This window comes from Streptomyces sp. NPDC001415, assembly GCF_053597395.1.
The window spans coordinates 1-22,519 of sequence record NZ_JBSFIE010000028.1 but is presented as its reverse complement, the minus strand read 5'-3'; the positions used below and the strand labels follow the sequence as shown (position 1 = coordinate 22,519).

Genomic DNA, 22,519 nt, shown 5'->3' with positions numbered 1-22,519 from the left:
ACGCGACGCCACGACGCGGGGTGTCCGGTCGGTGTCGACGCTATGCCGCGATGAGAGATACCCGGGCGCTTACCGGCCAATTTTGTGGCTTCGGGCCTTGATTCCGGGTGGAGGGAATCAGCGACTGCCCGGGCAGGATGCTGCTCCGGGCGCAGGGCAGAGGCGTCAGTGCCTCCGCGGCATATCGCGCTGATCACGGGTCCAGGCTATCGCCCCTTCCCCCGGAACCGTCATGAGCCTTATGTGTACAAAAGCTGGGCCCGAAGTTTGACACTCTGGACAGCGACGTGGCGGCAAGAACGAGCCCTCTTGGCAAACCGGCGCCGCGCGGGCAGGTTGACGGTACGGAATCCGCATGTGCGATCGACCTCCAGCCACCTGAGCTCCAGCCCCCTGAGAGGGAGTGCACTCATGGCAGCCAAGATCCTCATCGTGACCGGCGACGCCGCCGAATCCCTGGAAGTCCTCTACCCGTACCAGCGCCTGCGCGAGGAGGGCTACGACGTCCACATCGCGGCCCCGGCCCGCAAGAAGCTGCGGTTCGTGATCCACGACTTCGAGCCCGGCTTCGACACGTACACGGAGAAGCCCGGCTACACCTGGCCCGCCGATCTGGCCTTCTCGGAGGTCGACCCCGGCCAGTACGCCGCATTGGTGATCCCGGGCGGGCGGGCCCCCGAGTACCTGCGCAACGACCCGGAGCTGAGGAAGATCCTCAAGGCCTTCTTCGACACCGACAAGCCGGTCGCCCAGATCTGCCACGGCCCGCTCCTGACGGCCGCGATCGGCGGCCTGAGCGGCCGCCGGGTCACCGCCTATCCCGCGCTTGAGCTGGACATGCAGACGGCGGGCGCGAGCTTCCAGGACGCGGAGACGGTGGTGGACGGCACCCTGGTCTCCGCCCGCGCCTGGCCGGACCACTCCCGCTGGATGCGGGAGTTCCTGACGGTGCTGCGGGCCAAGGCGCCGGTGACGTAACCCGGCTCGGCCGGCCAGTTCCTCCGCGCCGGCCACGGCCTCGGCGGGGAGCGCCGGTGCCGTACGCCGCTCAGAGCCTGTGTCTAAACCCCGTCCGGATCAGACCGCGGCGTCTGGTGCGTGCGATCGCAAGGCGCCGGAAGGCTCTCGTAGCGGAGCTACTAGGGCGTTTCGGCAACGCGGCGAGCGTGCGTGCCAGACGCCGCGGGCCCGGGCGGGGTTTAGACACAGGCTCTCAGCCCACCAGCTCCTCAGCGACGGCCACCGCTTCGGCGAGGGAGTCGACGACCGGCACCCCCGCCGCGGCGAGGCTGGCCCGGCTGTGGGAGCCGCCGGTGAACAGCACGGCCGCCGCGCCCACCGCGGACGCTGCCACCGCGTCGTCGACGGCGTCCCCGATCACCACGACCCGCTCGCCGGATATCTCCGGGTCCGCGGCACGCAGCGCGGTCAGGTGGCGCACCATGTGCTCCGCCTTGCTGCCGTGGGAGGGCCCGGTGCGTCCGTCGACCCGTACGAAGTGCTCGGTGATGCCGTGCCGCCGCACGATCGGCACCAGGTGTTCGTGCGGCGCCATGGAGAGGAGCGACTGGCTGAGCCCGGCCGCCCAGCGCGCCGCGAGGAGCTCGGCCGCGCCCTCGGTGAGCCCGCAGGCGTCCGCCCGTGCCCAGTACTGCTGGTGGAAGGCCTCGTCCATGACCAGCCACTCGGCGTCCGTGGGCAGGCGGCCCATCAGGCGCTGGTAGAACCGGGGTATCGGCACGCAGTACAGATCGCGGTACCGCTCCAGCGTGATCGGCTCCAGGCCGAGCTCCGCGAAGGCGGCGTTGGTCGCCTCGATGATCGCCGCGTTGTCGTCGAGCAGCGTGCCGTTCCAGTCCCAGACGAGATGCGTCGGGCGCTTCCCCGTGTCCTGCCTGCCGTTCCCCATGCCAAAACGGTACCCACCCCCACCGACAATCGACCGTACGCAGCCGTTTCCGCAGGTCAGGCGGTAGCTCAGGCGATCAGATTGGGGATCTCCTGCACCCCGAACCAGAGCAGTTCGTGGTCCTCGGCCCCGTCCACGGTGAACTGGGCGTCGTCGTCGCCGTGGTCGGCGGCGCCGAGCGCGTCCGCCGCGGCCGTCACATCGGCCACCGCGTCCTCGGCGTCGACGTGCACGGCGGCCGCCTTGGCCAGCGCCACCGCGGCGGCGATCCGGACCTCGCCCAGGGAGCTCGTGTCCAGGGCGCTGTCGGGGTCGGCGGCCACGGTGTTGTCGGGCACGTCCACGGCGATCACGACCCGGCGCCTGGCCGTGCCGGGCGCTCCGGCGAGCAGCCGCAGCGAGGCGGCCGCGGCCCGGCTGAGCGCCGCGTACTCCAGCTCCTCGATGTCGTCGGAGACGTACCACTCGCGCAGGCCGGGGGTGACGGCGTAGGCGGTGAGCGGCCCGGGGCCGAGCTCTCCCGCACGGTGTGCCGCCGCAAGACCCGAGATGGTCAGGGGTACGTAGACGCGCATGACAGACCGCTCTCTTCTCGTCGTCCCATCCGGTCGTGAGACGGGTTCAGGATACGCGCGGGAGTCCCCCTTCGAGCTGCCGGTACCGGCACGGCGCCCTTGTCCGCCGGAACCCGTCGCACTGGCCCCCACCTGGGAAGACAGCCCACCAACTCACCCGGATAGGTGAATCTTCCAGGCCTTCGCCGCACCCCGGTCCGGTCCTTGCGGCCGCTCCCGCCGCCCCCGTACAAGATCCCCAACAGAAGTTACCCACTGGTATCGAAGGGGGCGGCAGCCATGACCAGGACCACGACCGGGCCGGCGGGACGCGGCGACCAGCGCAGGCCCGGCAGCACCGGAACCCGGCGCCCACAGCGGCTGACCCCGCACGAACTGTTCGCGCAGAAGCTCCTCGCGGTGCTCAGCGGCGAGCGCCCGGTGCACTGGATGCTGGGCCTGACCGTCGGGGACGCGTACGAGCAGCTGGTGCGGCTCGCCCCGCGCACCCCGTTCCGCACCCGCGGCACCCGTCCCGTCGTACGGTCCTGCCGCGCGGCCCCGCTGGACCGCGGCATCGTCGAGGCGGCCGCCTGCATCGCCGCGGGTGAGCAGGTGCGCGCCATGGCCTTCCGCCTGGAGCAGGGCGCCGACCTGCGCTGGCGGTGCGCGGCGGTCGAGCTGGGCGGCGAACGCGTCCCGGCATAGCGAAGGGGCCCGGCACCTTTCCCGGTGCCGGGCCCCTCGACGACGCACAGCCGCTGATCGCTTCTCGCGGCGACTCGCCTCTGGCGGCGAGCTACTTCTTGCGGCGGCGGCCGCCCGTGGTCTTCTGGGCCTTGCGGCGCTCGGCGCGCGTCAGGCCGTCCGACTCCGAGCGGGCGGGCTCGTCGTCACCGTTGTCGAAGTCGCCCTCGACGACGCCGCCCTCGCCGTCCACCGTCGGCGCCGAGAAGTGCAGCCGGTCCGGGCGCTGCGGGGCGTCCAGGCCCTTGGCCCGGATCTCCGGACGCGCGGCCGGGATGGCGTCCTCCTTGCTGAGCGAGGGCACGTCGGCCGGAGCGTCCTCGACCGGGACCTCCTCGACCTGCTGCTCGACCTGGACCTCCAGGTTGAACAGGTAGCCGACCGACTCCTCCTTGATGCCCTCCATCATGGCGTTGAACATGTCGAAGCCCTCGCGCTGGTACTCGACCAGCGGGTCCTTCTGCGCCATGGCCCGCAGGCCGATGCCCTCCTGGAGGTAGTCCATCTCGTAGAGGTGCTCACGCCACTTGCGGTCCAGGACCGAAAGGACCACGCGGCGCTCCAGCTCGCGCATGATGTCGGAGCCGAGCTGCTCCTCACGTGCCGCGTACTGCTCGTAGATGTCGTCCTTGACGGACTCGGCGATGAACTCGGCGGTGATGCCCGCCCGGTCGCCCGCCGCTTCCTCCAGCTCCTCCACCGTGACCTTCACCGGGTAGAGCTGCTTGAAGGCGCCCCACAGCCGGTCCAGGTCCCACTCCTCGGCGAAGCCCTCGACGGTCTCGGCCTGGATGTAGGCGTCGATCGTGTCGTCCATGAAGTGCCTGACCTGCTCGTGCAGGTCCTCGCCCTCCAGGACGCGGCGGCGCTCGCCGTAGATGACCTCGCGCTGGCGGTTGAGCACCTCGTCGTACTTCAGGACGTTCTTGCGCGTCTCGAAGTTCTGCTGCTCGACCTGCGACTGGGCGGACGCGATCGCGCGCGTCACCATCTTGTTCTCGATCGGGACGTCGTCCGGAACGTTGGCCATCGACATGACGCGCTCGACCATCTGGGCCTTGAACAGGCGCATCAGGTCGTCGCCCAGCGACAGGTAGAAGCGGGACTCGCCCGGGTCGCCCTGACGGCCGGAGCGGCCGCGCAGCTGGTTGTCGATGCGCCGCGACTCGTGCCGCTCGGTGCCGAGCACGTACAGGCCGCCGAGCTCCTTGACCTCTTCGAACTCGGCCTTGACGGCCTGCTCGGCCTTCTCCAGGGCGGCGGGCAGCGCCGCGGCCCACTCCTCGACGTGCTCGACCGGGTCGAGACCGGCCTGGCGCAGCTCGGCCTCGGCGAGGTCGTCCGGGTTGCCGCCGAGCTTGATGTCGGTGCCTCGTCCGGCCATGTTGGTGGCGACGGTGACGGCGCCCTTGCGGCCGGCCTGGGCGACGATCGTCGCCTCCCGGTCGTGCTGCTTGGCGTTGAGCACCTCGTGCTGGATGCCGCGCTTGGAGAGCTGCTGCGAGAGGTACTCGGACTTCTCGACCGAGGTGGTGCCGACCAGGATCGGCTGGCCCTTCTCGTGCTTCTCGGCGATGTCGTCGACGACCGCCTCGAACTTCGCGACCTCGGTGCGGTAGATCAGGTCGGACTGGTCCTTGCGGACCATCGGGCGGTTGGTGGGGATCGGGACGACGCCGAGCTTGTAGATCTGGTGGAACTCGGCGGCCTCGGTCATCGCCGTACCGGTCATGCCCGAGAGGCCGGGCATTTCCTTGCCGTCCTGGTCGTGGCGCTTGTACAGGCGGAAGAAGTTCTGCAGGGTGATCGTGGCGAGCGTCTGGTTCTCGTCCTTGATGTCCACCCCTTCCTTCGCCTCGATCGCCTGGTGCATGCCCTCGTTGTAGCGGCGGCCGGCGAGGATACGGCCGGTGTGCTCGTCAACGATCATGACTTCGCCGTCCATGACGACGTAGTCCTTGTCCTTCTTGAACAGTTCCTTCGCCTTGATGGCGTTGTTCAGGTAACCGACGAGCGGGGTGTTCACCGACTCGTAGAGGTTGTCGATGCCCAGCCAGTCCTCGACCTTGGCGACGCCCGGCTCGTGGATGGCGACGGTGCGCTTCTTCTCGTCGACCTCGTAGTCGCCGGTCTCCTCGATGCCCTTCAGCGGGTTGCCCGCCTCGCCCTTGGTCAGGCGCGTCACCAACTTGGCGAAGTCGCCGTACCACTTGGTGGCCTGGTCGGCCGGGCCGGAGATGATCAGCGGCGTACGGGCCTCGTCGACCAGGATCGAGTCGACCTCGTCGACGATCGCGAAGTTGTGGCCGCGCTGGACGAGCTCGTCCTGGGACCACGCCATGTTGTCGCGGAGGTAGTCGAAGCCGAACTCGTTGTTCGTGCCGTACGTGATGTCGCAGTTGTACATGGCACGGCGCTCGGCGGGCGACATGTTGGCGAGGATGCAACCGACCTCAAGACCGAGGAACTTGTGCACCCGGCCCATCATCTCGGAGTCGCGCTCGGCCAGGTAGTCGTTGACCGTGATCAGGTGCACACCCTGGCCGGACAGCGCGTTCAGGTAAGCCGGCAGCGTGCCGACAAGGGTCTTGCCCTCACCGGTCTTCATCTCGGCGACATAGCCGAGGTGCAGGGCGGCGCCACCCATCATCTGGACGTCGTAGTGACGCTGGCCGAGGACGCGCTTGGCGGCCTCGCGCACGGTCGCGAAGGCCTCGGGGAGCAGGTCGTCCAGGCTCTCGCCGTCCGCGTACCGCTGCTTGTACTCGTCGGTGAGGGCACGCAGCTCGGCGTCGGAGAGGTTGACGAAGTCCTCTTCGATGGAGTTGACCTGGTCCGCGATGCGGTGCAGCTTGCGCAGGATCTTGCCTTCGCCTGCACGCATGATCTTTGAGAGGACGGACACGGGGGTTGGTCTCCTTGCCGGTCGGGCCTGGCGCGGTCGAGTGGCTATGGGTATGGGTACAGCAACGGTCATCGTATGCGAGGACCCGGCCGCGCCGGGAGGTCTGCCGTTACGACAACGGACGGGACTGTCCGAAGGTGCCGGGCTGACGGGGAAATGAGGTGGCCCCGCCTGCCCGGCCCACCGAGAATCGGGCGATGGAACCCGTGACACTCACCACCGAACGCCTGCTCCTGCGCCCCGTCGGCCCCCAGGACGCCGATGCCACCTATGCGGCTTGTCAGGACCCCGACATCCAGCGCTGGACCACTGTCCCGTCCCCGTACCTGCGCGAGCACGCGGAGGGCTTCACCTCGTCCTACGGGCCCGACGGCTGGCGCAACGACACCGACTACACCTTCGCGGTACTTACTGCGGACGGCTCGTCCCTGGTGGCCATGATCGGCGTGATGCGGCGCGGGCCCGGCCTCGCGGAGCTGGGCTTCTGGACGGCCAAGGAGCACCGGGGCCGCGGCTACATGGTGGAGGCGGCGGCCAGGGCGGCCCGCTGGGCCTTCGAGGCGGCCGCCGTCGACCGCCTGGAGTGGCGGGCGGACGTCGGCAACGAGGCTTCCCGCGCGGTCGCCCTGAAGGTGGGCTTCACCATGGAGGGCACGCTGCGCTCGGCGGCCGTGCACCAGGGCACCCGCCGCGACAGCTGGGTCGGTGCCCTGCTCCCCTCGGACCTCGGCCTGCCGGGCGTGCTCCCCTACCTACCCGCGCAGAGCTGATCTCGGCCCGGGCGTTGTCAGTGGCGGCCACTATCGTGCGGAGCATGACGAGCCTGCCGCCTCCCGCCGCCGCACTGTCCGCCGACGAAGCCCGCCGGATAGCCCTGCGCGCCCAGGGCTTCCTCGGAGCGGTTGACCGGCGGGCCGGGGTGCGCGGGGTGCTGCGCCACCTGGGCGCGGTCCAGCTCGACACCATCTCCGTGCTCGCCCGCTCGCACGAGCTCATCCCGTACGCCCGCCTCGGCGCGGTCGGCCGCACGACCGTGGAGGACGCGTACTGGAGCGGCGGCCGCTCCTTCGAGTACTGGTCGCACGCCGCCTGCATCCTGCCCGTCGAGGAGTGGCCGCACTTCGCCTTCCGCCGCCGCGCCTACCGCTCGCGGCCGCACTGGAACCACGAGCTGCCGGACGGCACGTACGAGCAGGTGATCAAGCAGCTGCGCGCCGAAGGCCCGCTCACGGCAACGGACTTGGGCGGCGCCAAGAACAAGGGCGAGTGGTGGGACTGGTCGGCGTCCAAGGTCGCCGTCGAGCGGGCGCTGATGTATGGCGAGGTGGTCTGCACCGAGCGGCGCGGCTGGAAGCGGGTGTACGACCTGGCCGAGCGGGCCATTCCGGACGCGGTGCTCCACGACGACCTGGACGACGCCGAGTGCCTGCGCCGTCTGGTGCGGCTCGCCGGGCAGTCGCTGGGGGTGGGCACCCGCACCGACATCGCGGACTACCACCGCCTCAAGGGCGAGCAGTTCGACGCGGTGGTCGCCGATTCGGGCCTGGTGCCGGTCACCGTGCAGGGCTGGTCCAAGCCCGCCTGGGCGGATCCCGAGGCGCTGGCCACCGAGCCCCGCGGCCGCCACCGCACCACGCTGCTTTCGCCGTTCGACTCACTGGTCTGGGAGCGCGCCCGCACCGAGCGCGTCTTCGGCTTCGCCCACCGCCTGGAGGCGTACGTCCCCAAGCCCAAGCGGATTCACGGGTACTTCGCGATGCCGCTGCTCTCCGGCGGCAGGCTGATCGGCCGTGTCGACCCTGCGCGCGAGGGTCGCACCCTGGTCGCCAAGCAGGTCTCGCTGGACTCGCCGAAGGCCGTACGGCCCATGGCCCAGGCCCTGCTGGAGGCCGCCGAGTGGGTGGGCTGCGACTCCGTCCGGGTCGAACGGGCCGGGACGCCGCAGGAGGTGTCGGCGCTCACCTCGGCGCTGGCTACCTGATCTCCAGGATCTTCTCGCGCATCGCGTAGACCACCGCTTCCATTCTGGAGTGCAGCTGCAGCTTCTCCAGGATGTTGCGCACATGGTTCTTCACGGTGTTCTCGGAGATGAACAACTGCTTGGCGATGTCACGGTTGTTCATCCCCGTGGCGACCAGCTTGAGGACCTCCAGCTCGCGGTCGGTGAGCCGGGGCGCGGGCACCAGGCGGCGCTCGTCGGTGCGCTGGATCATCGACTTGAACTCGGTGAGCAGTTTGGAGGCCATCGAGGGGCTGATCTGCGACTGCCCGTCCGCGACCGCCCGGATCGCGGTCGCCACCTCGTCGGTGGAGATCTCCTTGAGGAGGTAGCCGGTCGCGCCCGCCTTGATGGCGTCGTAGAGGTCGGCCTCCTCGTCGCTGATCGTCAGCATGATGATCTTCGCGCTGGGAGCCACCTCCTTGATGGAGGTGCACGCCTCGATACCGCCGCGCCGGGGCATCCGCACGTCCATCAGCACGATGTCCGGCAGCAGGTCGGCCGCCTTGTCCACCGCCTCCGCGCCGTCCCCCGCCTCGCCGACGACCTGGATGTCCTCCTCGGCGGCCAGCACGATCTCCAGGCCCCGGCGGAAGAGGGCGTGGTCGTCCACCACCAGGACCCGGATCGGCTCCTTGCGGGAGCTTCCCGCGTCCATGCCGGCCTCGCGGTCCCCACCGTTCGGGCTGTCGGCATGGGAACCGTCGTGCACCGGCCCGAAGCTGTCCGCCATCGTTCCTCCCCCTGAAGGCCGTGGCCCGAGTTGGTGTGCGGCACCAACCACGCTCCAGGGAGCTGCGGTTGGCGTGCGACGCCATGATTTCATGCCCGGCCGACAGAAGGGTGGTCCAGTGGTCGCACGGTGGTGCCCCTGGGGGCGCACGAGGGCTCCAGGGGCACCTTCACCCGTTCGTACGGCGCTCCGTCCGCGGACGTTCAACGCGCCGGCCGGCGGGTCCTTCGCGATCCTTCCCGGCCGGGGTCAGCCGCCGAGCGCACCGCCCGCACCGCTGGCGTCCTCACCGGCGAGCGGGTCGGTCTCCAGGTGGATGACGCCGTAGTCGTAGGCGTGCCGCCGGTAGACGACGCTGGGCTGCTTCGACTCCGAGTCGACGAACAGGTAGAAGTCGTGCCCGACCAGCTCCATCTCGTAGAGCGCCTGGTCGAGCGTCATCGGGGCTGCGACATGGTTCTTCTCGCGGACCACCAGCGGTCCTTCGCCCTGTACTTCGAGCGAGCCGATCCTGGTGGTGGGAACACGGTCTTCCTTCGAAGCGTCCACAGGCTTGCCGTTTCCGTTCAACTCCGCCACACCCGGCACGACATCGACGACCTCGGCGGCCGAGAGCCGACCGTTGCCCCGGCGCGTGTAGCGCTTGTCGTGCTGCTTGCGCAGCCGCGCCTCCAGCTTGCCGGTCGCCAGGTCGAGCGCCGCGTACGGGTCTGCTGCCGCCGCCTCCGCACGGATCACCGGGCCGCGCGAGTGGAGGGTGATCTCCACCCGGTCCGAACGGTCCGCCTGCCGCGGGTTGTGTTCCTTGGACACCTCGACGTCGAGGCTGATTACCTTGCCGTCGAGCTTCTGGATCTTCTCCAGCTTCAGCTTCTCGGCCACGTGCTTGCGGAACCGCTCGGGCACCTCGGTCTTGCGGCCCTTGACGACGATGTCCACGCAGAACTCCGTTCCCGGATCACTCCGCCTCAGTGCGGAGCTGCTCCCTTTTGCACCAGACCCCGGTGAGTGCCGGGGCGTCGGACTCGGTGACGTATCACCTCCTCCTCCCCCGTCGAGAAGATCCCCACCCCACCAAGTCGGGGGTAAGTGAAAACGCGCCGAAGCTCAGCCGTGCATTAAGTGAACGGTCTTTCGCCATTCCTCACAACCGAACATAGCTCGCCCGGCCCGATGTCGGCACCCGCTACTCGCACGTACCTCCACTCAGGTACTTCTGCCCTCTCACTACCTGCAACGATGCAAGTTCGCGGTCAGTTCCGGTTTATTGCGAACGATTCCGGAGTGGCCGCGACAACCGCGGCCACCAGGTGCGGAACACCGGTGTTCCGCACCGCCGCCCCGGCTCCCGGCCGATGATGCGAAGCCCCCGCGCGGGGAAATCCTGGAATTCCCTGCCCCGGGCATCGGTCTCCGGCGTAAGAGCCGCTGCCGGGATCGCCTACCCCCACCGCCCGCACCGCACGCGCCGCCTCCACCAGCGATGCGCCCGTGGTCATCAGATCGTCCACCAGGACCACTCGGCCGCCCTCCAGCAGCCGTGCGCCACCGCCCGCGACCACCAGAGCGCCGGACAGATTCGCGAGCCTCTGCGGGGCACTCAGGCCCGCCTGGTCGGCCACCGCACGACGCTGGCGCAGGACCGCGGCCACCCGGGCATCCGTCCCGGTCCGGCGCAGTTCCCCCGCCGCGGCCAGCGCGATCCGCCGCGTCGCGTCGTGGCCACGGGCCCGCACCGCCCGCCGCGACGAGGGCACGGGGACCAGCAGCAACGGCCCCTGCCCATGAGGGCCCGCGACCGCCCGGGCCGCGCCCGCCAGCGCCTGGCCGAGCACCCCGGCCGTGCCGAGCGCGCCCCGCTCCTTGTGCCCGAGCAGCAGCGCGCGCACCGCGTCCTCGTAGGGCGCGGCGGCGTACACCGCGGGCAGCCCGGCAGGCTCCGGCGCCGGGCGGACCCGACACGCGGGCACCCCGAGCAGCGCCGCCCGGCACCCCTCGCACAGCGCCGTACGCGGCCTCCCGCAGCCGCCGCAGGCGGTCGGCAGCACAAGGCCGGAGAACTCCCGCCACCACCCCCGCATGGCCTCCACTGTGCCAACGGGAACGGGGCCGGGCCACCCCTGTGGACAACCTGTCCACGCCCCCGGCGGCTACCCCGGATACGCGGGCGCCGAGCCCTTCTTGACGGCCGTCTTCCAGTTCGCGCCGGGCGGCAGCCGGACGATGCCGTCCTCCTGCGAGTGCGCCACCAGCGGCATCCGGTCGTCGTCGGTGGCCGCGATGTCCGTGAGCTTGTTGACACTCGGCAAGGTGCCGGCCGCCGAGGTCGACCCGTCCGTCTGCACATAGCGCATCTGCTGGGAGACCCCGCCGATCTCCTTGCCGACCACGACCAGGCGGCTGCGCCCGGCCCAGGACACGGCGGTCACGTCTTCCATCTGCGGTGCCCCGGGGCGCAGTTCGACCACCGAGGCCACGCTTTTGTCAGCGTCGCCGGTCCGCTCGACCCGGCCGATCCGCAGCGTCGTGTGCCCGCCCTCGGACACGAGCAGCGCGACCCGCACCCCGTCCGCGGACATGCGCACCTGCTGAATCTGCGCGCCGTTGAGACCGGCCACATCGACCGCCTCGGGCTCGCCCGTGCCCTGCGCGAGGCGCAGCAGCCTGGACTTGGCCGGATTGCGGTCGGCCACCCACAGGTCGCCCCGCCCGTCCCAGCTCGGCGCCGAAAGGCCGCCGTTCCTGGCGTCCTTGTCGTCACTGGTCACCGGCGTGCGCACCAGTTCGCCGCCGGCCGCGAGCGGGGCCACGAGCAGGGACTTGCCGTCCGCCGACACCCCGGCGGCCCGCTTCTCGTCCCGCGAGACCGCGACCGTACGCATCTGCTGCTCGCCCTTGCCGAACGGGCCCTGCACCGGCTCGGTCACCACCGAGGCGTCCGGACTGTCCGAACTGTCGGTGCTGCCGCCCGAGCTGTCCGAGCTCCCCGCGTCGGCCCGCATCCGCTCCACATGGCCGCCGGCGTCCACGAAGTACTGCCCGGGGCTGGTCGACATGCGGTCCGGCGCGTACGTCTCGGCCTGGTCGCCGCTGAGCACACACAGCTGGGAGCCGTCGGCCCGGTCGAGTTCCACCTGGCCGATCCGAGTCGTCGTCAGATCCCGCAGGGTGAACACGAGTTGGGCCGCCATCCGCTTGCACTGCGGCTCACCGGCGTTGGAAGCCCGCTCGTTCAGCGGCACCTTCAGCGCGTTGCGGTCGTCCAGGGAAAGCGACTTGGTGTCGCTCTTCAGCGCCGTCCCCGACGGAAACTTCGAAGCGACCACCGGTTTCAGCCAGTTGGTCGGGCCGTCCAGGACCGACTGCACCGTCTGCGTGATCAGGTTCATCTGCGTCTCGGGGTCGGTGCGCTGGCGCACGTACACCGGGTCGGCGACCAGACGGTCCTGGCCGGCCGCGAAGTAGTACTTGTTGACGGAGCGGTAGATGCGCTGGAAGTCGGACTGCCCGAGCAGCAGCCCCTCCGGCAGCGCGTCGATGCGCCACTCCTTTCCCATCCCGTCCGGACCGCTCTGCCGCACCAGGTGGATGGTCTGGCTGTACGTGTCCTGCGGCTTGGCGGGCTGGTAGGCGCGCTGCTTGTCGACGACGGCGACGGGCTTGCCGGACACCGTGAAGGTGAAGCCGCTTGAGTCCGCTCCCCGGTCGCCGGAGCGGTTCGGCTGCGGGTCGGGGCCGTCGGCGAGGACGGTGACCTGATTCGCCTGCCAGTCCTTCGCGGCCTTCGCGGTCAGATACTGGCGAGCCATCGCGAACTGGGGATCGTCGCTGGTCATGGCCTCCAGGAAGCCCGCGACGATCTCGTTGGGCTCGGCGCCGGGCCGCGGCGGCACGGCGTACACCTGCACCTGCGAATCGGCTCGCTGGGACGCCGACACCGAGTGCACATCGCCGCTGCTCGGCATGGACGCACAGCCCGACACCAGCAGCGAGCCGCTGCCCAGCACGACCACCGCCCGCGGCAGCCTGCCGCGGGCCCTCCCCCGGTCAGCGCCCACGGGCCGATCCTTCCTGGTCAGTCACTTCGGCAAGCCGCTCGGGACCCGCCGCTCCCTCCCCGGGCTCCGCGGCGGGACGTGCGCCCGGTTCCGCCTCGGTCAGCCGGGCCACCACCCGGCCCCCGCCGCCTCCAGGCAGCCCCGCCGGGCTGGCACCAGGGCCCGAGGTGCGCGGACGCACCGGGGCCGTGGGCGGCACGGGCAGCGTGGAGCGGTCGAGGCGCGGCGTCGGTACGGAGGAGAGCCGGTTGCCCTGCGCCTGCGCGGCCGCCACCTCGGCCTTGTCGCGCTCACGGGCGGCCCGTGAGTCCTCCGGCTCCAACGGTATCGGCGATCCGCGCAGCGGCTCGTCGGCGGTACGTGGCAGGGTCAGGCGGAACTGGGAACCGCCGCCCGGCTCGCCCCAGGCCTGCAGCCAGCCGCCGTGCAGCCGCGCGTCCTCGACGGCGATCGACAGGCCGAGCCCGGTGCCGCCGGTGGTACGGGCGCGCGCCGGGTCGGCCCGCCAGAACCGGTTGAACACCCGTGTCGCCTCGCCGGGCTTGAGCCCGACGCCGTAGTCCCGCACCGCGACCGCGACAGCCCCGCCGGCCGCCGCGAGGCGCACCACGACGTCCCGGCCCTCGCCGTGCTCGACGGCGTTGACGACCAGGTTGCGCAGTACCCGCTCGACCCGGCGGGCATCGGCCTCGGCGACCACGGGCTGTTCGTCGCCGGCCACCCGTATCCGGGTGCCCTTGCGCTCGGCGAGCGGCTCGGCGCCCTCGATCACCCGGCGCACGACCTCGCGCAGGTCTATCGGCTCGGCCTCCAGCGCCGCCGCGCCCGCGTCGAACCGGCTGATCTCCAGGAGGTCGGCGAGCAGCGACTCGAATCGGTCCAGCTGCCCGGCGAGCAGCTCGGCCGAGCGCGCCGTCACCGGGTCGAAGTCGACCCGCGCCTCGTGGATGACATCGGCTGCCATCCGCACGGTCGTCAGCGGGGTGCGCAGCTCGTGCGAGACGTCCGAGACGAACCGCCGCTGCATCCGCGACAGCTCCTCCAGCTGGTTGATCTTGCCCTGGAGGTTCTGCGCCATCTTGTTGAAGGCCTCGCCGAGCCGGGCGATGTCGTCCTCGCCGGTGACCTTCATGCGCTCTCTGAGGACGCCCGTGGAGAGCCGTTCGGCGACTCCGGCCGCCATCCGGACCGGCGTGACCACCTGCCGCACCACGAGCCAGGCGATCGCCCCGAGCAGCACCACGACGAACAGCCCGGCGGTCGCGAGCGTCGTCTTGACCAGGGTGAGCGACTTCTCCTCCTGCACCAGCGGGAAGAGGTAGTAGAGCTGGTAGGACTGCCCGTCGACGTCCTTGAGCCGGGTGCCCACCACGAGCCCGGGCTCGGCCTCCTGACCGTCGGTGAACTTGATCGAGGTGTACGTCTTGAACGCGCCGGTGCCCTCGTCGACGCTGTCGCGCAGGCTCTGCGGAACACTCGCGCGGGGGTCCACGAAGCCGGAGGCGCGCGGCCCCCGGTTGCTGGACGCCGAGTCCGAATCCGATGAGGCCGACCCCAGGGCGACGACGTAGAACGCGCCCTGGCCGCTGCTCGCGAGCTGGGTCACCAGGTTGTTGCGCCAGCTCACCGAGGAACCGGAGCCGCGGCCCGAGGTGGGGTCGTCACCGGACGAGACGGTCGTGCCGGCCTTGTCCTTCGCGACCGCGAAACCGCCCGCCGACTGGCTCACGGCCGCCTTCTCCTTGGTTTCGAGCAGGCCGTTGCGCACCGCCCCGATGACCACGAAGCCGAGCAGCACGACCACGCCCAGCGACATCAGCAGGGTGGCCGCGACCACCCGCAGCTGGATGTTGCGCCGCCACAGTCGCGCGGCGGGCAGCAGCGGGCGCCGCAGCCAGCGCACGACGAGGCGCAGCACCGGACCGCCGGGCGCTCCGTCCTGGAGCAGCCGGCCGCCCCAGGACGTCTTGCGCCCAGCTTCTTGGGTCATCTCAGCTCGGTCCTGCCTTGTAACCGACCCCACGGACGGTCACCACGATCTCCGGCCGCTCGGGGTCCTTCTCGACCTTCGAGCGCAGCCGCTGGACATGCACGTTGACCAGGCGGGTGTCCGCCGCGTGGCGGTAGCCCCAGACCTGTTCGAGGAGTACTTCTCGAGTGAACACCTGCCACGGCTTGCGGGCGAGCGCGACCAGCAGGTCGAACTCCAGCGGGGTCAGCGCGATCGACTGCCCGTCCCGCTTCACCGAGTGCCCGGCGACGTCGATCACCAGGTCGCCGATGGCGAGCTGCTCCGGCGCCGGCTCCTCGGACCTGCGCAGCCTCGCCCGGATCCGGGCGACCAACTCCTTCGGCTTGAACGGCTTCACGATGTAGTCGTCGGCCCCCGACTCCAGGCCGACCACCACGTCCACGGTGTCGCTCTTTGCGGTGAGCATGACGATCGGCACACCCGACTCGGCCCTGATCAGCCTGCAGACCTCGATGCCGTCCCGTCCGGGCAGCATGAGATCGAGCAGCACCAGGTCGGGCTTGGCGTCACGGAATGCCGCCAGTGCCTTGTCGCCATCCGCTACGAACGACGGCTCAAAACCTTCTCCACGCAACACAATGCCGAGCATCTCGGCCAGTGCGGTGTCGTCGTCGACGACAAGGACGCGTCCCTTCATAAACGTCATCATCCCATTAGCTAATCGTTACCCGGCGTGACCTGGCACACAGCTCCCTCAGCCCGCCCCCTGTCACCGGGGAGAGCACCCCCTCCTCCGTGACGATCGCCGTGACCAGTTCCGGCGGTGTCACATCGAAGGCGGGGTTGTACGCCTGTGTCCCCAGGGGCGCCACCGGCAGCCCGGAACCGGACCCCCAGCCGCCCCCCGGGACCTGCGGCGCAGTGAACTCTGTCACCTCCTGGCCGGGCCGCTGCTCGATCTCGATCGAAGCGCCGTCGGGAGTCTCCAGATCCACCGTGGTGACCGGCGCGACCACGATGAACGGCACGTGGTGGTACTTGGCGAGCACGGCGAGCGGATAGCTGCCCACCTTGTTCGCCACCGAGCCGTCGGCCGCGATGCGGTCGGCGCCGATGAGAACGGCATCGACCTCGCCCGCAGCGAACAGCGAGCCGGCCGCATTGTCGCTCAGCAGGCTGTACGCCATCTCGCTGCCCGCCGCTTCGTACGCCGTCAGCCGCGCGCCCTGCAGCAGCGGCCGCGTCTCGTCGACCCACAGCCGCCGCAACCGGCCCGCCCGGTGCGCGGCCAGCGCGACCGCGAAGGCGGTGCCCTCGCCGCCGGAGACCAACCGGCCGGTGTTGCAGTGGGTGAGGACGCGGTGGCTGCCGCCCGGCAGCAGCTCGTCGAGCAGCGCGAGCCCGTGCCGGGCCATCCGCGCGCTGCCCTCGGCATCGGCCCGGTGCAGTTCCTTGGCCGCGGCCAGCGCCGCTGCCCCGGCCTCTGCCGGACCCGCGCCCTTCTCGATGGCCGCCCGGTACGCCCCGGCCGCCAGCCGCACCCCGTACCCGAGGTTGACCGCGGTGGGCCGCGCTCCCGCGAGCAGCGCCGCCGCCTCGTCCACGTCGTACCCCCGTGTCGCGGCGAGCGCGACCCCGTAGGCCCCGGCGATGCCGAGCAGCGGAGCCCCCCGTACCGCGAGGGTCCGGATGGCGAGGACCAGCCCCGGCACATCCGTGCAGACGAGCTCCACCTCCTCGGCGGGCAGCCGGGTCTGGTCCAGGAGGACCAGCACGGGCCCCTCCGGCGGCTCGTCCCAGCGCAGCGATTCAATCCTCGAAGGACCGGGCCCCATGGTGGTTCGCACGTCCTGATCAGCCATCCGCCCAGTCTGCCCCGTGAGCCACCGACAATTGAAGGTGCGAACGAGATACGGGGGCAGGTCCGTGGCCAGGATCCACGTGGCACGATGGCAGCCAACCCGAAGGAGCCGGCAAGCGCAGCCGGTCCCGCGACCAATCCACGAGGTGGACGACCGTGAACGACTCTCCGGGCTGGGCCTCGCCCGGATCGGCCCCCTCCGACGGCGAAAACTCCGGCACTCCCCCGACGCCCGAGCCCTCCGAACGGGCCCGTGCCGCCTCCAAGTGGTCGCAGGACCAGCCCCCGGCCGCCCAGTGGTCCCCGCCGGACGCCGGCCGGACACCTCCCCCGTCGGCCCCCGGCTGGGGAGGCCCGCAGCAGGGCCCCGGCGGCTGGGGCCAGGTCCCGGGGCAGTCTCCGGGCGGCAACTGGAACCGGAACTACGGACGTCCGCCCGCCGCCAAGCCGGGCGTCATCCCGCTGCGCCCGCTGGGGGCCGGCGAGATTCTCGACGGCGCGGTCTCCACCGCGCGCGCCCACTGGCGCACGGTCCTCGGCCTGACGCTGACCGTCGCGGTGATCTCCCAGATCGCCCAGATCCTCGCCGACCGGTTCATCCTGCCGACCCCGGCCTCGGTCGACCCGAACGCCACCGGCACCGAGGCCGTCAACCAGGCCTTCCACGCGCTGCAGTCCAGCCTGATCGACTTGACGCCGCCCCTGATCATCGGTCAGCTCGCCACGCTGTTCACCACGGCCGTCCTCACCATCGTCGTCAGTCGCTCCGTGCTCGGCCGCCCGGTGAGCCTCGGCGAGGCCTGGACGGAGGCCCGCCCGCGTCTGCTGAGCCTGTTCGGTCTGCTGGCCCTCCTGTTCGGCATGTTCTGCGCGATCTTCGCCGTCGGCATCCTTCCCGGCGCGCTCCTCGGGGGAGGCGGCGGCGCCGCGCTCTCCGTGCTCGGCGGCCTCGCCGCGTCCTTGGTCGCCCTGTGGCTGTACGTCCGCTTCAGCCTCGCCTCCCCGGCACTGATGCTGGAACGGCAGAGCATCGTCCAGTCGCTGCGCCGCTCCGCCAAGCTGGTCAACGGTTCCTGGTGGCGCATCTTCGGCATCACCCTGCTGACGTCGATCCTGATGGCCATCGTCTCGATGATCATCGTGTTCCCGTTCGCCGCGATCGCGATGGCCGTGGACAGCAGCGACTTCCACGGCATCCTCAGCGGCACCACCCCGGAGTTCGGCTGGGCCTACCTGATCATCTCCGGCATCGGGGCCGTGATCGCATCCGCGATCACCTACCCCATCGCCGCCGGTGTCAGCGTCCTGCTCTACATTGACCAGCGCATCCGCCGCGAGGCCCTCGACCTCGAACTCGCCCGCGCCGCAGGCGTTCCCGGCTACGAGACACCCGGGAGCTGATGCAGTGTCAGGAGCGGGGGGCTTCATCACGGCACGACTGCTGAACAGCGCATCCGGCGAGCCTCCGGTGGACATCGGACGCGACCCCGCCCGCGAGGCGGCCCGGCGCGAACTGTCCGACCCGGCGTACCACCAGAACGACCCGAGCCTCCTCCAGCGCGCCCTCGACGCATTCTGGGACTGGGTCGGCTCGCTCTTCGACTCGGCATCGGGAGCCACCCCCGGCGGCCCGCTCGGCCTGGTCGTGATCGCGGTCGTCGTCCTCGCACTGGTCGCCGCACTGTGGTGGCGGCTCGGCACCCCGCAGCGGACCGCCACCGCCGGCGGCACGGTCTTCGACGACCGCCCGCGCAGCGCCGCCGAACACCGCACCGCGGCCGAGACACACGCCGCCGCCCGCCGCTGGAACGAAGCCGTCCAGGAACGGATGCGCGCCATCGTCCGCTCGCTGGAGGAGCGCGCCCTCCTCGACCCCCGCCCCGGCCGCACCGCCGACGAAGCAGCCGCCGAAGCGGGCCGCGCCCTGCCCGGCCACGCGGACCGACTCCGCACCGCCGCCCGGTCCTTCGACGACATCACATATGGCGGCCGCACCGCCGACGAAGCAGCGTACGGACGCCTGCGCGACCTCGACCGCGACCTCGACCGCGCCAAACCCGCGTTGAGCGACGCGGTCCACGGAGGGGCCGAATGACCGCTCCCACAGCCGCCCCGACCTCCACCTCGGTCACGGTCCGCCAGCTGTGGACCCGCAGCCGGGGCCTGCTGCTCGCCCTCGCCATCCTGGCCGCGGCCGGCATCGCGCTGGCCGCGCTGCACTCCAACTCCCAGCACGGCAGCCTCGACCCGCGCTCCGCCGACCAGTACGGCAGCCGCGCCGTCGCCCAACTCCTCAAGGCCCAGGGAGTCTCCACCCGCGTGGTCACCACCCTCGACGAGGCGACAGCGGCCACAGGCCCCGACACCACGCTCCTGATCACGGTCCCCGACCTCCTGACCGAGGGTCAGCAACGTCAACTCCGCGCCGCCACCGCCGACTCCGGCGGCCGTACGGTCCTCATCGCCCCCAGCGCGCCCTCCCTGGGCATCCTCGCCCCCGGGATACGCGCCGAGAGCCCCGTCTCCGTCAAGCCCCGCGACCCCAACTGCTCCCAGCCCGCCGCGACCCGAGCGGGACGCGCGGACACCGGCGGCATCCGCTACGCGGCCCCGAATGAGAACAGCGACGGCTGCTACCCGGCCGAGGGCCTGCCCACCCTGCTCCGCACCGCGCATCAGGGCCAGGGCGACACCGTCCTGCTCGGCGCCCCCGACATCCTCCTCAACCACCGGCTCGACAAGGAGGGCAACGCCTCCCTCGCCCTCCAACTGCTCGGCTCCCGCCCCCATCTGGTCTGGTACCTCCCCTCGCTGGGTGACGCGTCGGCCACCGACGGCGGCAAACGCTCCTTCTTCGATCTGATCCCGTCCGGATGGCGCTGGGCCGCCCTCCAACTCGCCCTCGCCGCCGTGCTCGCCGCCATCTGGCGGGCTCGCCGACTCGGCCCGCTCGTCACCGAGCAACTCCCGGTCGCCATCCGTGCGTCCGAGGCCACCGAGGGCCGCGCCCGCCTCTACCGCAAGGCCAACGCCCGCGACCGCGCGGCCGACACCCTCCGTTCGGCCACCCGCACCCGCCTGGCCGCCCTCCTGGGCGTGGCCGCCTCGGCGGCACACTCCCCCGAGGTCCTCGTCCCGGCCGTCTCCGCCCGGCTCCCCGCGGCCGGCCGTGACCCCCTTTCCCTGCTCTTCGGCCCACCACCGGCCGACGACGCCGCACTTGTCCGCCTCGCGGACGAACTGGACGCCCTCGAAAGAGAGGTACGCACTTCATGAGCGACCGCACCCCGGAGACCGCAGCGGACCCGGACAGCGCCCGCGCTTCCCTGGAAGCCCTGCGCGCCGAGATAGCCAAGGCCGTGGTGGGCCAGGACTCCGCCGTCACCGGCCTCGTCGTCGCCCTCCTCTGCCGCGGCCACGTGCTGCTCGAAGGTGTACCGGGCGTTGCCAAGACCCTCCTGGTGCGCGCGCTGGCAGCCTCCCTCGAACTCGACACCAAGCGCGTCCAGTTCACCCCCGACCTGATGCCCAGCGACGTCACCGGCTCACTCATCTACGACGCCCGTACCGCAGAGTTCTCCTTCCAGCCCGGTCCGGTCTTCACCAACCTGCTGCTCGCGGACGAGATCAACCGCACCCCGCCCAAGACCCAGTCGTCCCTCCTCGAAGCCATGGAGGAGCGCCAGGTCACGGTCGACGGCACCCCCCGCCTCCTGCCCGACCCGTTCCTGGTGGCCGCCACTCAGAACCCGGTCGAGTACGAGGGCACGTACCCCCTGCCCGAGGCCCAACTTGACCGCTTCCTGCTGAAGTTGACGGTCCCGCTGCCCTCACGCCAGGACGAGATTGACGTGCTGGCCCGCCACGCGAACGGCTTCAACCCCCGCGACCTCCAAGCGGCAGGCGTACGCCCTGTCGCCGGACCCGCCGACCTCGAAGCCGCCCGCGCAGCCGTCGCCAAGACCTCGGTCTCGGCCGAGATCACCGGCTATGTCGTCGATATCTGTCGTGCCACGCGTGAATCCCCCTCGCTCAGCCTCGGGGTCTCCCCCCGAGGCGCCACGGCCCTGCTCTCCACGGCCCGGGCCTGGGCCTGGCTCACCGGCCGGGACTACGTCATCCCGGACGATGTGAAAGCCCTGGCACTCCCCACACTTCGCCACCGCATCCAACTGCGCCCCGAAGCCGAGATGGAGGGCGTCACCGCCGACTCCGTCATCACCTCGGTTCTCGCCCACGTCCCCGTGCCCCGCTGAGGCGCCCCCATGGCTCTCACCGGACGCTCCGCACTCCTCGCCGCCCTCGGCTCCATCCCGGTAGGTGTCTTCACCCCGGGCTGGACCGGCATGCTGGCGGTCAACGCTCCCCTTGCACTCGCAATTCTGTGCGACTACGCATGTGCAGCGCCAGTGCAAAAGCTCCAGTTCACCCGAAGCGGTGACACGTCAGTTCGACTGGGTGACGCGGCCGAGGTGGGCCTCACCGTCACCAACCCGTCCGGCCGCCGTCTCCGCGCCCAGCTCAGGGACGCCTGGCCCCCCAGCAGTTGGTCTTCAGGGGCCGAACAGGCGGCATCCCGGCACCGGTTGACGGTCCTGGCGGGCGAACGGAGCCGCCTGTCCACAACGCTGCGGCCGACCCGCCGCGGCGACCGCCACGCGGACCGCATCACGATCCGCTCGTACGGCCCCCTCGGCCTGGCCGCCCGCCAGGGCAGCCACCGCGTCCCTTGGACGGTCCGCGTCCTGCCACCCTTCGCAAGCCGCAAACACCTGCCCTCCCGCCTTGCCCGACTCCGCGAACTCGACGGCCGCACCAGCGTGTTGACCCGCGGCGAGGGCACCGAATTCGACAGCCTGCGCGAGTACGTCCCAGGCGACGACACCCGCTCCATCGACTGGCGCGCGACCGCCCGCCAGGGAAATGTCGCCGTACGCACCTGGCGCCCAGAGCGCGACCGCCACGTGCTCGTCGTCCTCGACACGGGCCGCACATCGGCCGGCCGTGTCGGCGACGTGCCCCGGCTCGACGCCGCCATGGACGCCGGACTACTACTCGCCGCCCTCGCCTCACGAGCCGGCGACCGAGTCGATCTCCTCGCCTACGACCGCCGGGTACGCGCCCAGGTACTGGGCCGAGCCGCAGGCGAACTGCTGCCCGCACTGGTCAACGCGCTGGCCCCGCTCGAACCGTCCCTGGTGGAGACCGACGCCCGCGGGCTCAGCGCAGCGGCCCTGACCCACGCGCCCCGCCGCTCCCTGATCGTCCTGCTGACCAGCCTGGACACCGCAGCAGCCGAGGAGGGCCTCCTCCCCGTACTGCCTCAACTCACCCAGCGCCACACGGTCCTAGTGGCGTCGGTGGCCGACCCGCACATCCAGCAGATGGCAGCCGCACGAGGCAACGTCGAGGCGGTCTATGAGGCGGCCGCAGCCGGCCAGACCCAGCAGCAGCGCCGCCGCACCGCCGAGAAACTAATGCGCCACGGGGTCACAGTCGTCGATGCAACCCCCGACGAACTGGCCCCAGCCTTGGCCGACGCATACCTAGAACTCAAGGCGACGGGCCGCCTGTAAGAAAAGGAGGAGGGGGAGAAGGGAGCCTTTTTCCACTCCTCCACTCCTCCCCTGAAACGCAGAAAAGCCCCGCACCGTGACTCCGAAGAGTCTGGTGCGGGGCTTTCCCCAAAATTTGTTCGGCGGCGTCCTACTCTCCCACAGGGTCCCCCCTGCAGTACCATCGGCGCTGAAAGGCTTAGCTTCCGGGTTCGGAATGTAACCG

At 71.0% G+C, this 22,519-nt stretch carries 19 protein-coding genes and 1 rRNA gene; 9 read left to right on the top strand and 11 right to left on the bottom strand.

Features of this window, described 5'->3' with window-relative positions:
* Positions 1 to 411 precede the first annotated feature (411 nt).
* A complete protein-coding gene (locus ACWC2B_RS28860; protein ID WP_450721624.1) occupies positions 412 to 978 on the top strand; it encodes a DJ-1/PfpI family protein in 567 nt (188 codons plus the stop codon).
* Between the two features lie 235 nt (positions 979 to 1,213).
* Here the strand turns inward: ACWC2B_RS28860 and ACWC2B_RS28855 are convergent, their stop codons facing one another.
* Both ACWC2B_RS28855 and ACWC2B_RS28850 read right to left on the bottom strand, forming a co-directional pair.
* Positions 1,214 to 1,909, bottom strand: coding sequence for an HAD family hydrolase (locus ACWC2B_RS28855; protein ID WP_450721622.1), 696 nt, complete (start codon positions 1,907 to 1,909; stop codon positions 1,214 to 1,216).
* 68 nt (positions 1,910 to 1,977) lie between these two features.
* Entirely contained in the window at positions 1,978 to 2,484 is a 507-nt protein-coding gene (locus ACWC2B_RS28850; protein ID WP_450721620.1) for a DUF6912 family protein, read from the bottom strand.
* Positions 2,485 to 2,763: 279 nt separating this feature from the next.
* Here ACWC2B_RS28850 and ACWC2B_RS28845 point away from each other — a divergent pair, with 279 nt between their 5' ends.
* On the top strand, positions 2,764 to 3,171 hold the full coding sequence (locus ACWC2B_RS28845; RefSeq protein WP_450721618.1) for an Rv3235 family protein: 408 nt from the start codon (positions 2,764 to 2,766) through the stop codon (positions 3,169 to 3,171).
* Between the two features lie 91 nt (positions 3,172 to 3,262).
* Here ACWC2B_RS28845 and secA read toward each other — a convergent pair whose 3' ends face one another.
* Positions 3,263 to 6,115: a preprotein translocase subunit SecA gene (gene secA / locus ACWC2B_RS28840; protein WP_450721616.1), complete on the bottom strand. Its 2,853-nt coding sequence runs from the start codon at positions 6,113 to 6,115 to the stop codon at positions 3,263 to 3,265.
* A 197-nt stretch (positions 6,116 to 6,312) separates the two neighbouring features.
* On the opposite strand from secA, the gene ACWC2B_RS28835 reads away from it, so the two are divergent.
* Together ACWC2B_RS28835 and ACWC2B_RS28830 are read left to right on the top strand one after the other, a co-directional pair.
* Positions 6,313 to 6,885 (top strand): GNAT family N-acetyltransferase, encoded by a 573-nt coding sequence (locus ACWC2B_RS28835; RefSeq protein ID WP_450721614.1) that lies wholly within the window; start codon positions 6,313 to 6,315, stop codon positions 6,883 to 6,885.
* 44 nt (positions 6,886 to 6,929) lie between these two features.
* Complete coding sequence (locus ACWC2B_RS28830) at positions 6,930 to 8,096, top strand: winged helix-turn-helix domain-containing protein (RefSeq protein WP_450721612.1); 1,167 nt, start codon at positions 6,930 to 6,932, stop codon at positions 8,094 to 8,096.
* Here ACWC2B_RS28830 and ACWC2B_RS28825 read toward each other — a convergent pair.
* From ACWC2B_RS28825 to mtnA, 7 genes are all read right to left on the bottom strand, one after another.
* A complete protein-coding gene (locus ACWC2B_RS28825; RefSeq protein WP_450721610.1) occupies positions 8,089 to 8,847 on the bottom strand; it encodes a response regulator in 759 nt (252 codons plus the stop codon). The two genes, ACWC2B_RS28830 and ACWC2B_RS28825, sit on opposite strands and share 8 nt — an antisense overlap.
* Positions 8,848 to 9,096: 249 nt before the next feature.
* A complete protein-coding gene (gene hpf, locus ACWC2B_RS28820) occupies positions 9,097 to 9,786 on the bottom strand; it encodes a ribosome hibernation-promoting factor, HPF/YfiA family (protein ID WP_450721608.1) in 690 nt (229 codons plus the stop codon).
* A gap of 314 nt (positions 9,787 to 10,100) precedes the next feature.
* The gene (locus ACWC2B_RS28815) at positions 10,101 to 10,928 is read right to left on the bottom strand and encodes a ComF family protein (protein ID WP_450721606.1); all 828 of its coding nucleotides are present in this window, start codon (positions 10,926 to 10,928) and stop codon (positions 10,101 to 10,103) included.
* Between the two features lie 69 nt (positions 10,929 to 10,997).
* Positions 10,998 to 12,905, bottom strand: coding sequence for an LpqB family beta-propeller domain-containing protein (locus tag ACWC2B_RS28810; protein WP_450721604.1), 1,908 nt, complete (start codon positions 12,903 to 12,905; stop codon positions 10,998 to 11,000).
* Positions 12,895 to 14,895, bottom strand: a complete 2,001-nt coding sequence (mtrB, locus tag ACWC2B_RS28805; protein WP_450721602.1) for an MtrAB system histidine kinase MtrB — start codon at positions 14,893 to 14,895, stop codon at positions 12,895 to 12,897. The genes ACWC2B_RS28810 and mtrB overlap by 11 nt, the downstream gene beginning before the upstream one ends.
* A gap of 1 nt (position 14,896) precedes the next feature.
* Positions 14,897 to 15,586, bottom strand: a complete 690-nt coding sequence (mtrA, locus tag ACWC2B_RS28800) for a two-component system response regulator MtrA (protein ID WP_189389435.1) — start codon at positions 15,584 to 15,586, stop codon at positions 14,897 to 14,899.
* Between the two features lie 4 nt (positions 15,587 to 15,590).
* A complete protein-coding gene (gene mtnA / locus ACWC2B_RS28795; protein WP_450721599.1) occupies positions 15,591 to 16,739 on the bottom strand; it encodes an S-methyl-5-thioribose-1-phosphate isomerase in 1,149 nt (382 codons plus the stop codon).
* Positions 16,740 to 16,894: 155 nt separating this feature from the next.
* Here mtnA and ACWC2B_RS28790 point away from each other — a divergent pair, with 155 nt between their 5' ends.
* Genes ACWC2B_RS28790 through ACWC2B_RS28770 form a run of 5 tightly spaced genes read left to right on the top strand, consistent with a single transcriptional unit; the run spans position 16,895 to position 22,314 of the window.
* Positions 16,895 to 18,139 carry a hypothetical protein gene (locus ACWC2B_RS28790; protein ID WP_450721597.1) on the top strand — a complete coding sequence of 415 codons (1,245 nt, stop codon included), beginning with the start codon at positions 16,895 to 16,897 and terminating at the stop codon, positions 18,137 to 18,139.
* 4 nt (positions 18,140 to 18,143) lie between these two features.
* On the top strand, positions 18,144 to 18,833 hold the full coding sequence (locus ACWC2B_RS28785) for a DUF4129 domain-containing protein (RefSeq protein WP_450721595.1): 690 nt from the start codon (positions 18,144 to 18,146) through the stop codon (positions 18,831 to 18,833).
* Positions 18,830 to 20,014, top strand: coding sequence for a DUF4350 domain-containing protein (locus ACWC2B_RS28780; protein WP_450721593.1), 1,185 nt, complete (start codon positions 18,830 to 18,832; stop codon positions 20,012 to 20,014). The genes ACWC2B_RS28785 and ACWC2B_RS28780 overlap by 4 nt, the downstream gene beginning before the upstream one ends.
* Positions 20,011 to 20,994 carry an AAA family ATPase gene (locus tag ACWC2B_RS28775; protein WP_450721591.1) on the top strand — a complete coding sequence of 328 codons (984 nt, stop codon included), beginning with the start codon at positions 20,011 to 20,013 and terminating at the stop codon, positions 20,992 to 20,994. The genes ACWC2B_RS28780 and ACWC2B_RS28775 overlap by 4 nt, the downstream gene beginning before the upstream one ends.
* A gap of 9 nt (positions 20,995 to 21,003) precedes the next feature.
* A complete protein-coding gene (locus ACWC2B_RS28770; protein WP_450721589.1) occupies positions 21,004 to 22,314 on the top strand; it encodes a DUF58 domain-containing protein in 1,311 nt (436 codons plus the stop codon).
* 117 nt (positions 22,315 to 22,431) lie between these two features.
* Here the strand turns inward: ACWC2B_RS28770 and rrf are convergent.
* A 5S ribosomal RNA gene (gene rrf, locus ACWC2B_RS28765) occupies positions 22,432 to 22,519 on the bottom strand; the annotation flags it as partial.

Coding starts and splice junctions, on each gene's coding strand:
- ACWC2B_RS28855 (WP_450721622.1), bottom strand. CDS start 1,909: ATGGGGAACGGCAGGCAGGACACGGGGAAGCGCCCGACGCATCTCGTC.
- ACWC2B_RS28850 (WP_450721620.1), bottom strand. CDS start 2,484: ATGCGCGTCTACGTACCCCTGACCATCTCGGGTCTTGCGGCGGCACAC.
- mtnA (WP_450721599.1), bottom strand. CDS start 16,739: ATGGCTGATCAGGACGTGCGAACCACCATGGGGCCCGGTCCTTCGAGG.
- ACWC2B_RS28835 (WP_450721614.1), top strand. CDS start 6,313: ATGGAACCCGTGACACTCACCACCGAACGCCTGCTCCTGCGCCCCGTC.
- ACWC2B_RS28780 (WP_450721593.1), top strand. CDS start 18,830: ATGACCGCTCCCACAGCCGCCCCGACCTCCACCTCGGTCACGGTCCGC.
- ACWC2B_RS28845 (WP_450721618.1), top strand. CDS start 2,764: ATGACCAGGACCACGACCGGGCCGGCGGGACGCGGCGACCAGCGCAGG.
- ACWC2B_RS28825 (WP_450721610.1), bottom strand. CDS start 8,847: ATGGCGGACAGCTTCGGGCCGGTGCACGACGGTTCCCATGCCGACAGC.
- ACWC2B_RS28775 (WP_450721591.1), top strand. CDS start 20,011: ATGAGCGACCGCACCCCGGAGACCGCAGCGGACCCGGACAGCGCCCGC.
- ACWC2B_RS28815 (WP_450721606.1), bottom strand. CDS start 10,928: ATGCGGGGGTGGTGGCGGGAGTTCTCCGGCCTTGTGCTGCCGACCGCC.
- ACWC2B_RS28860 (WP_450721624.1), top strand. CDS start 412: ATGGCAGCCAAGATCCTCATCGTGACCGGCGACGCCGCCGAATCCCTG.
- mtrA (WP_189389435.1), bottom strand. CDS start 15,586: ATGATGACGTTTATGAAGGGACGCGTCCTTGTCGTCGACGACGACACC.
- ACWC2B_RS28770 (WP_450721589.1), top strand. CDS start 21,004: ATGGCTCTCACCGGACGCTCCGCACTCCTCGCCGCCCTCGGCTCCATC.
- ACWC2B_RS28830 (WP_450721612.1), top strand. CDS start 6,930: ATGACGAGCCTGCCGCCTCCCGCCGCCGCACTGTCCGCCGACGAAGCC.
- mtrB (WP_450721602.1), bottom strand. CDS start 14,895: ATGACCCAAGAAGCTGGGCGCAAGACGTCCTGGGGCGGCCGGCTGCTC.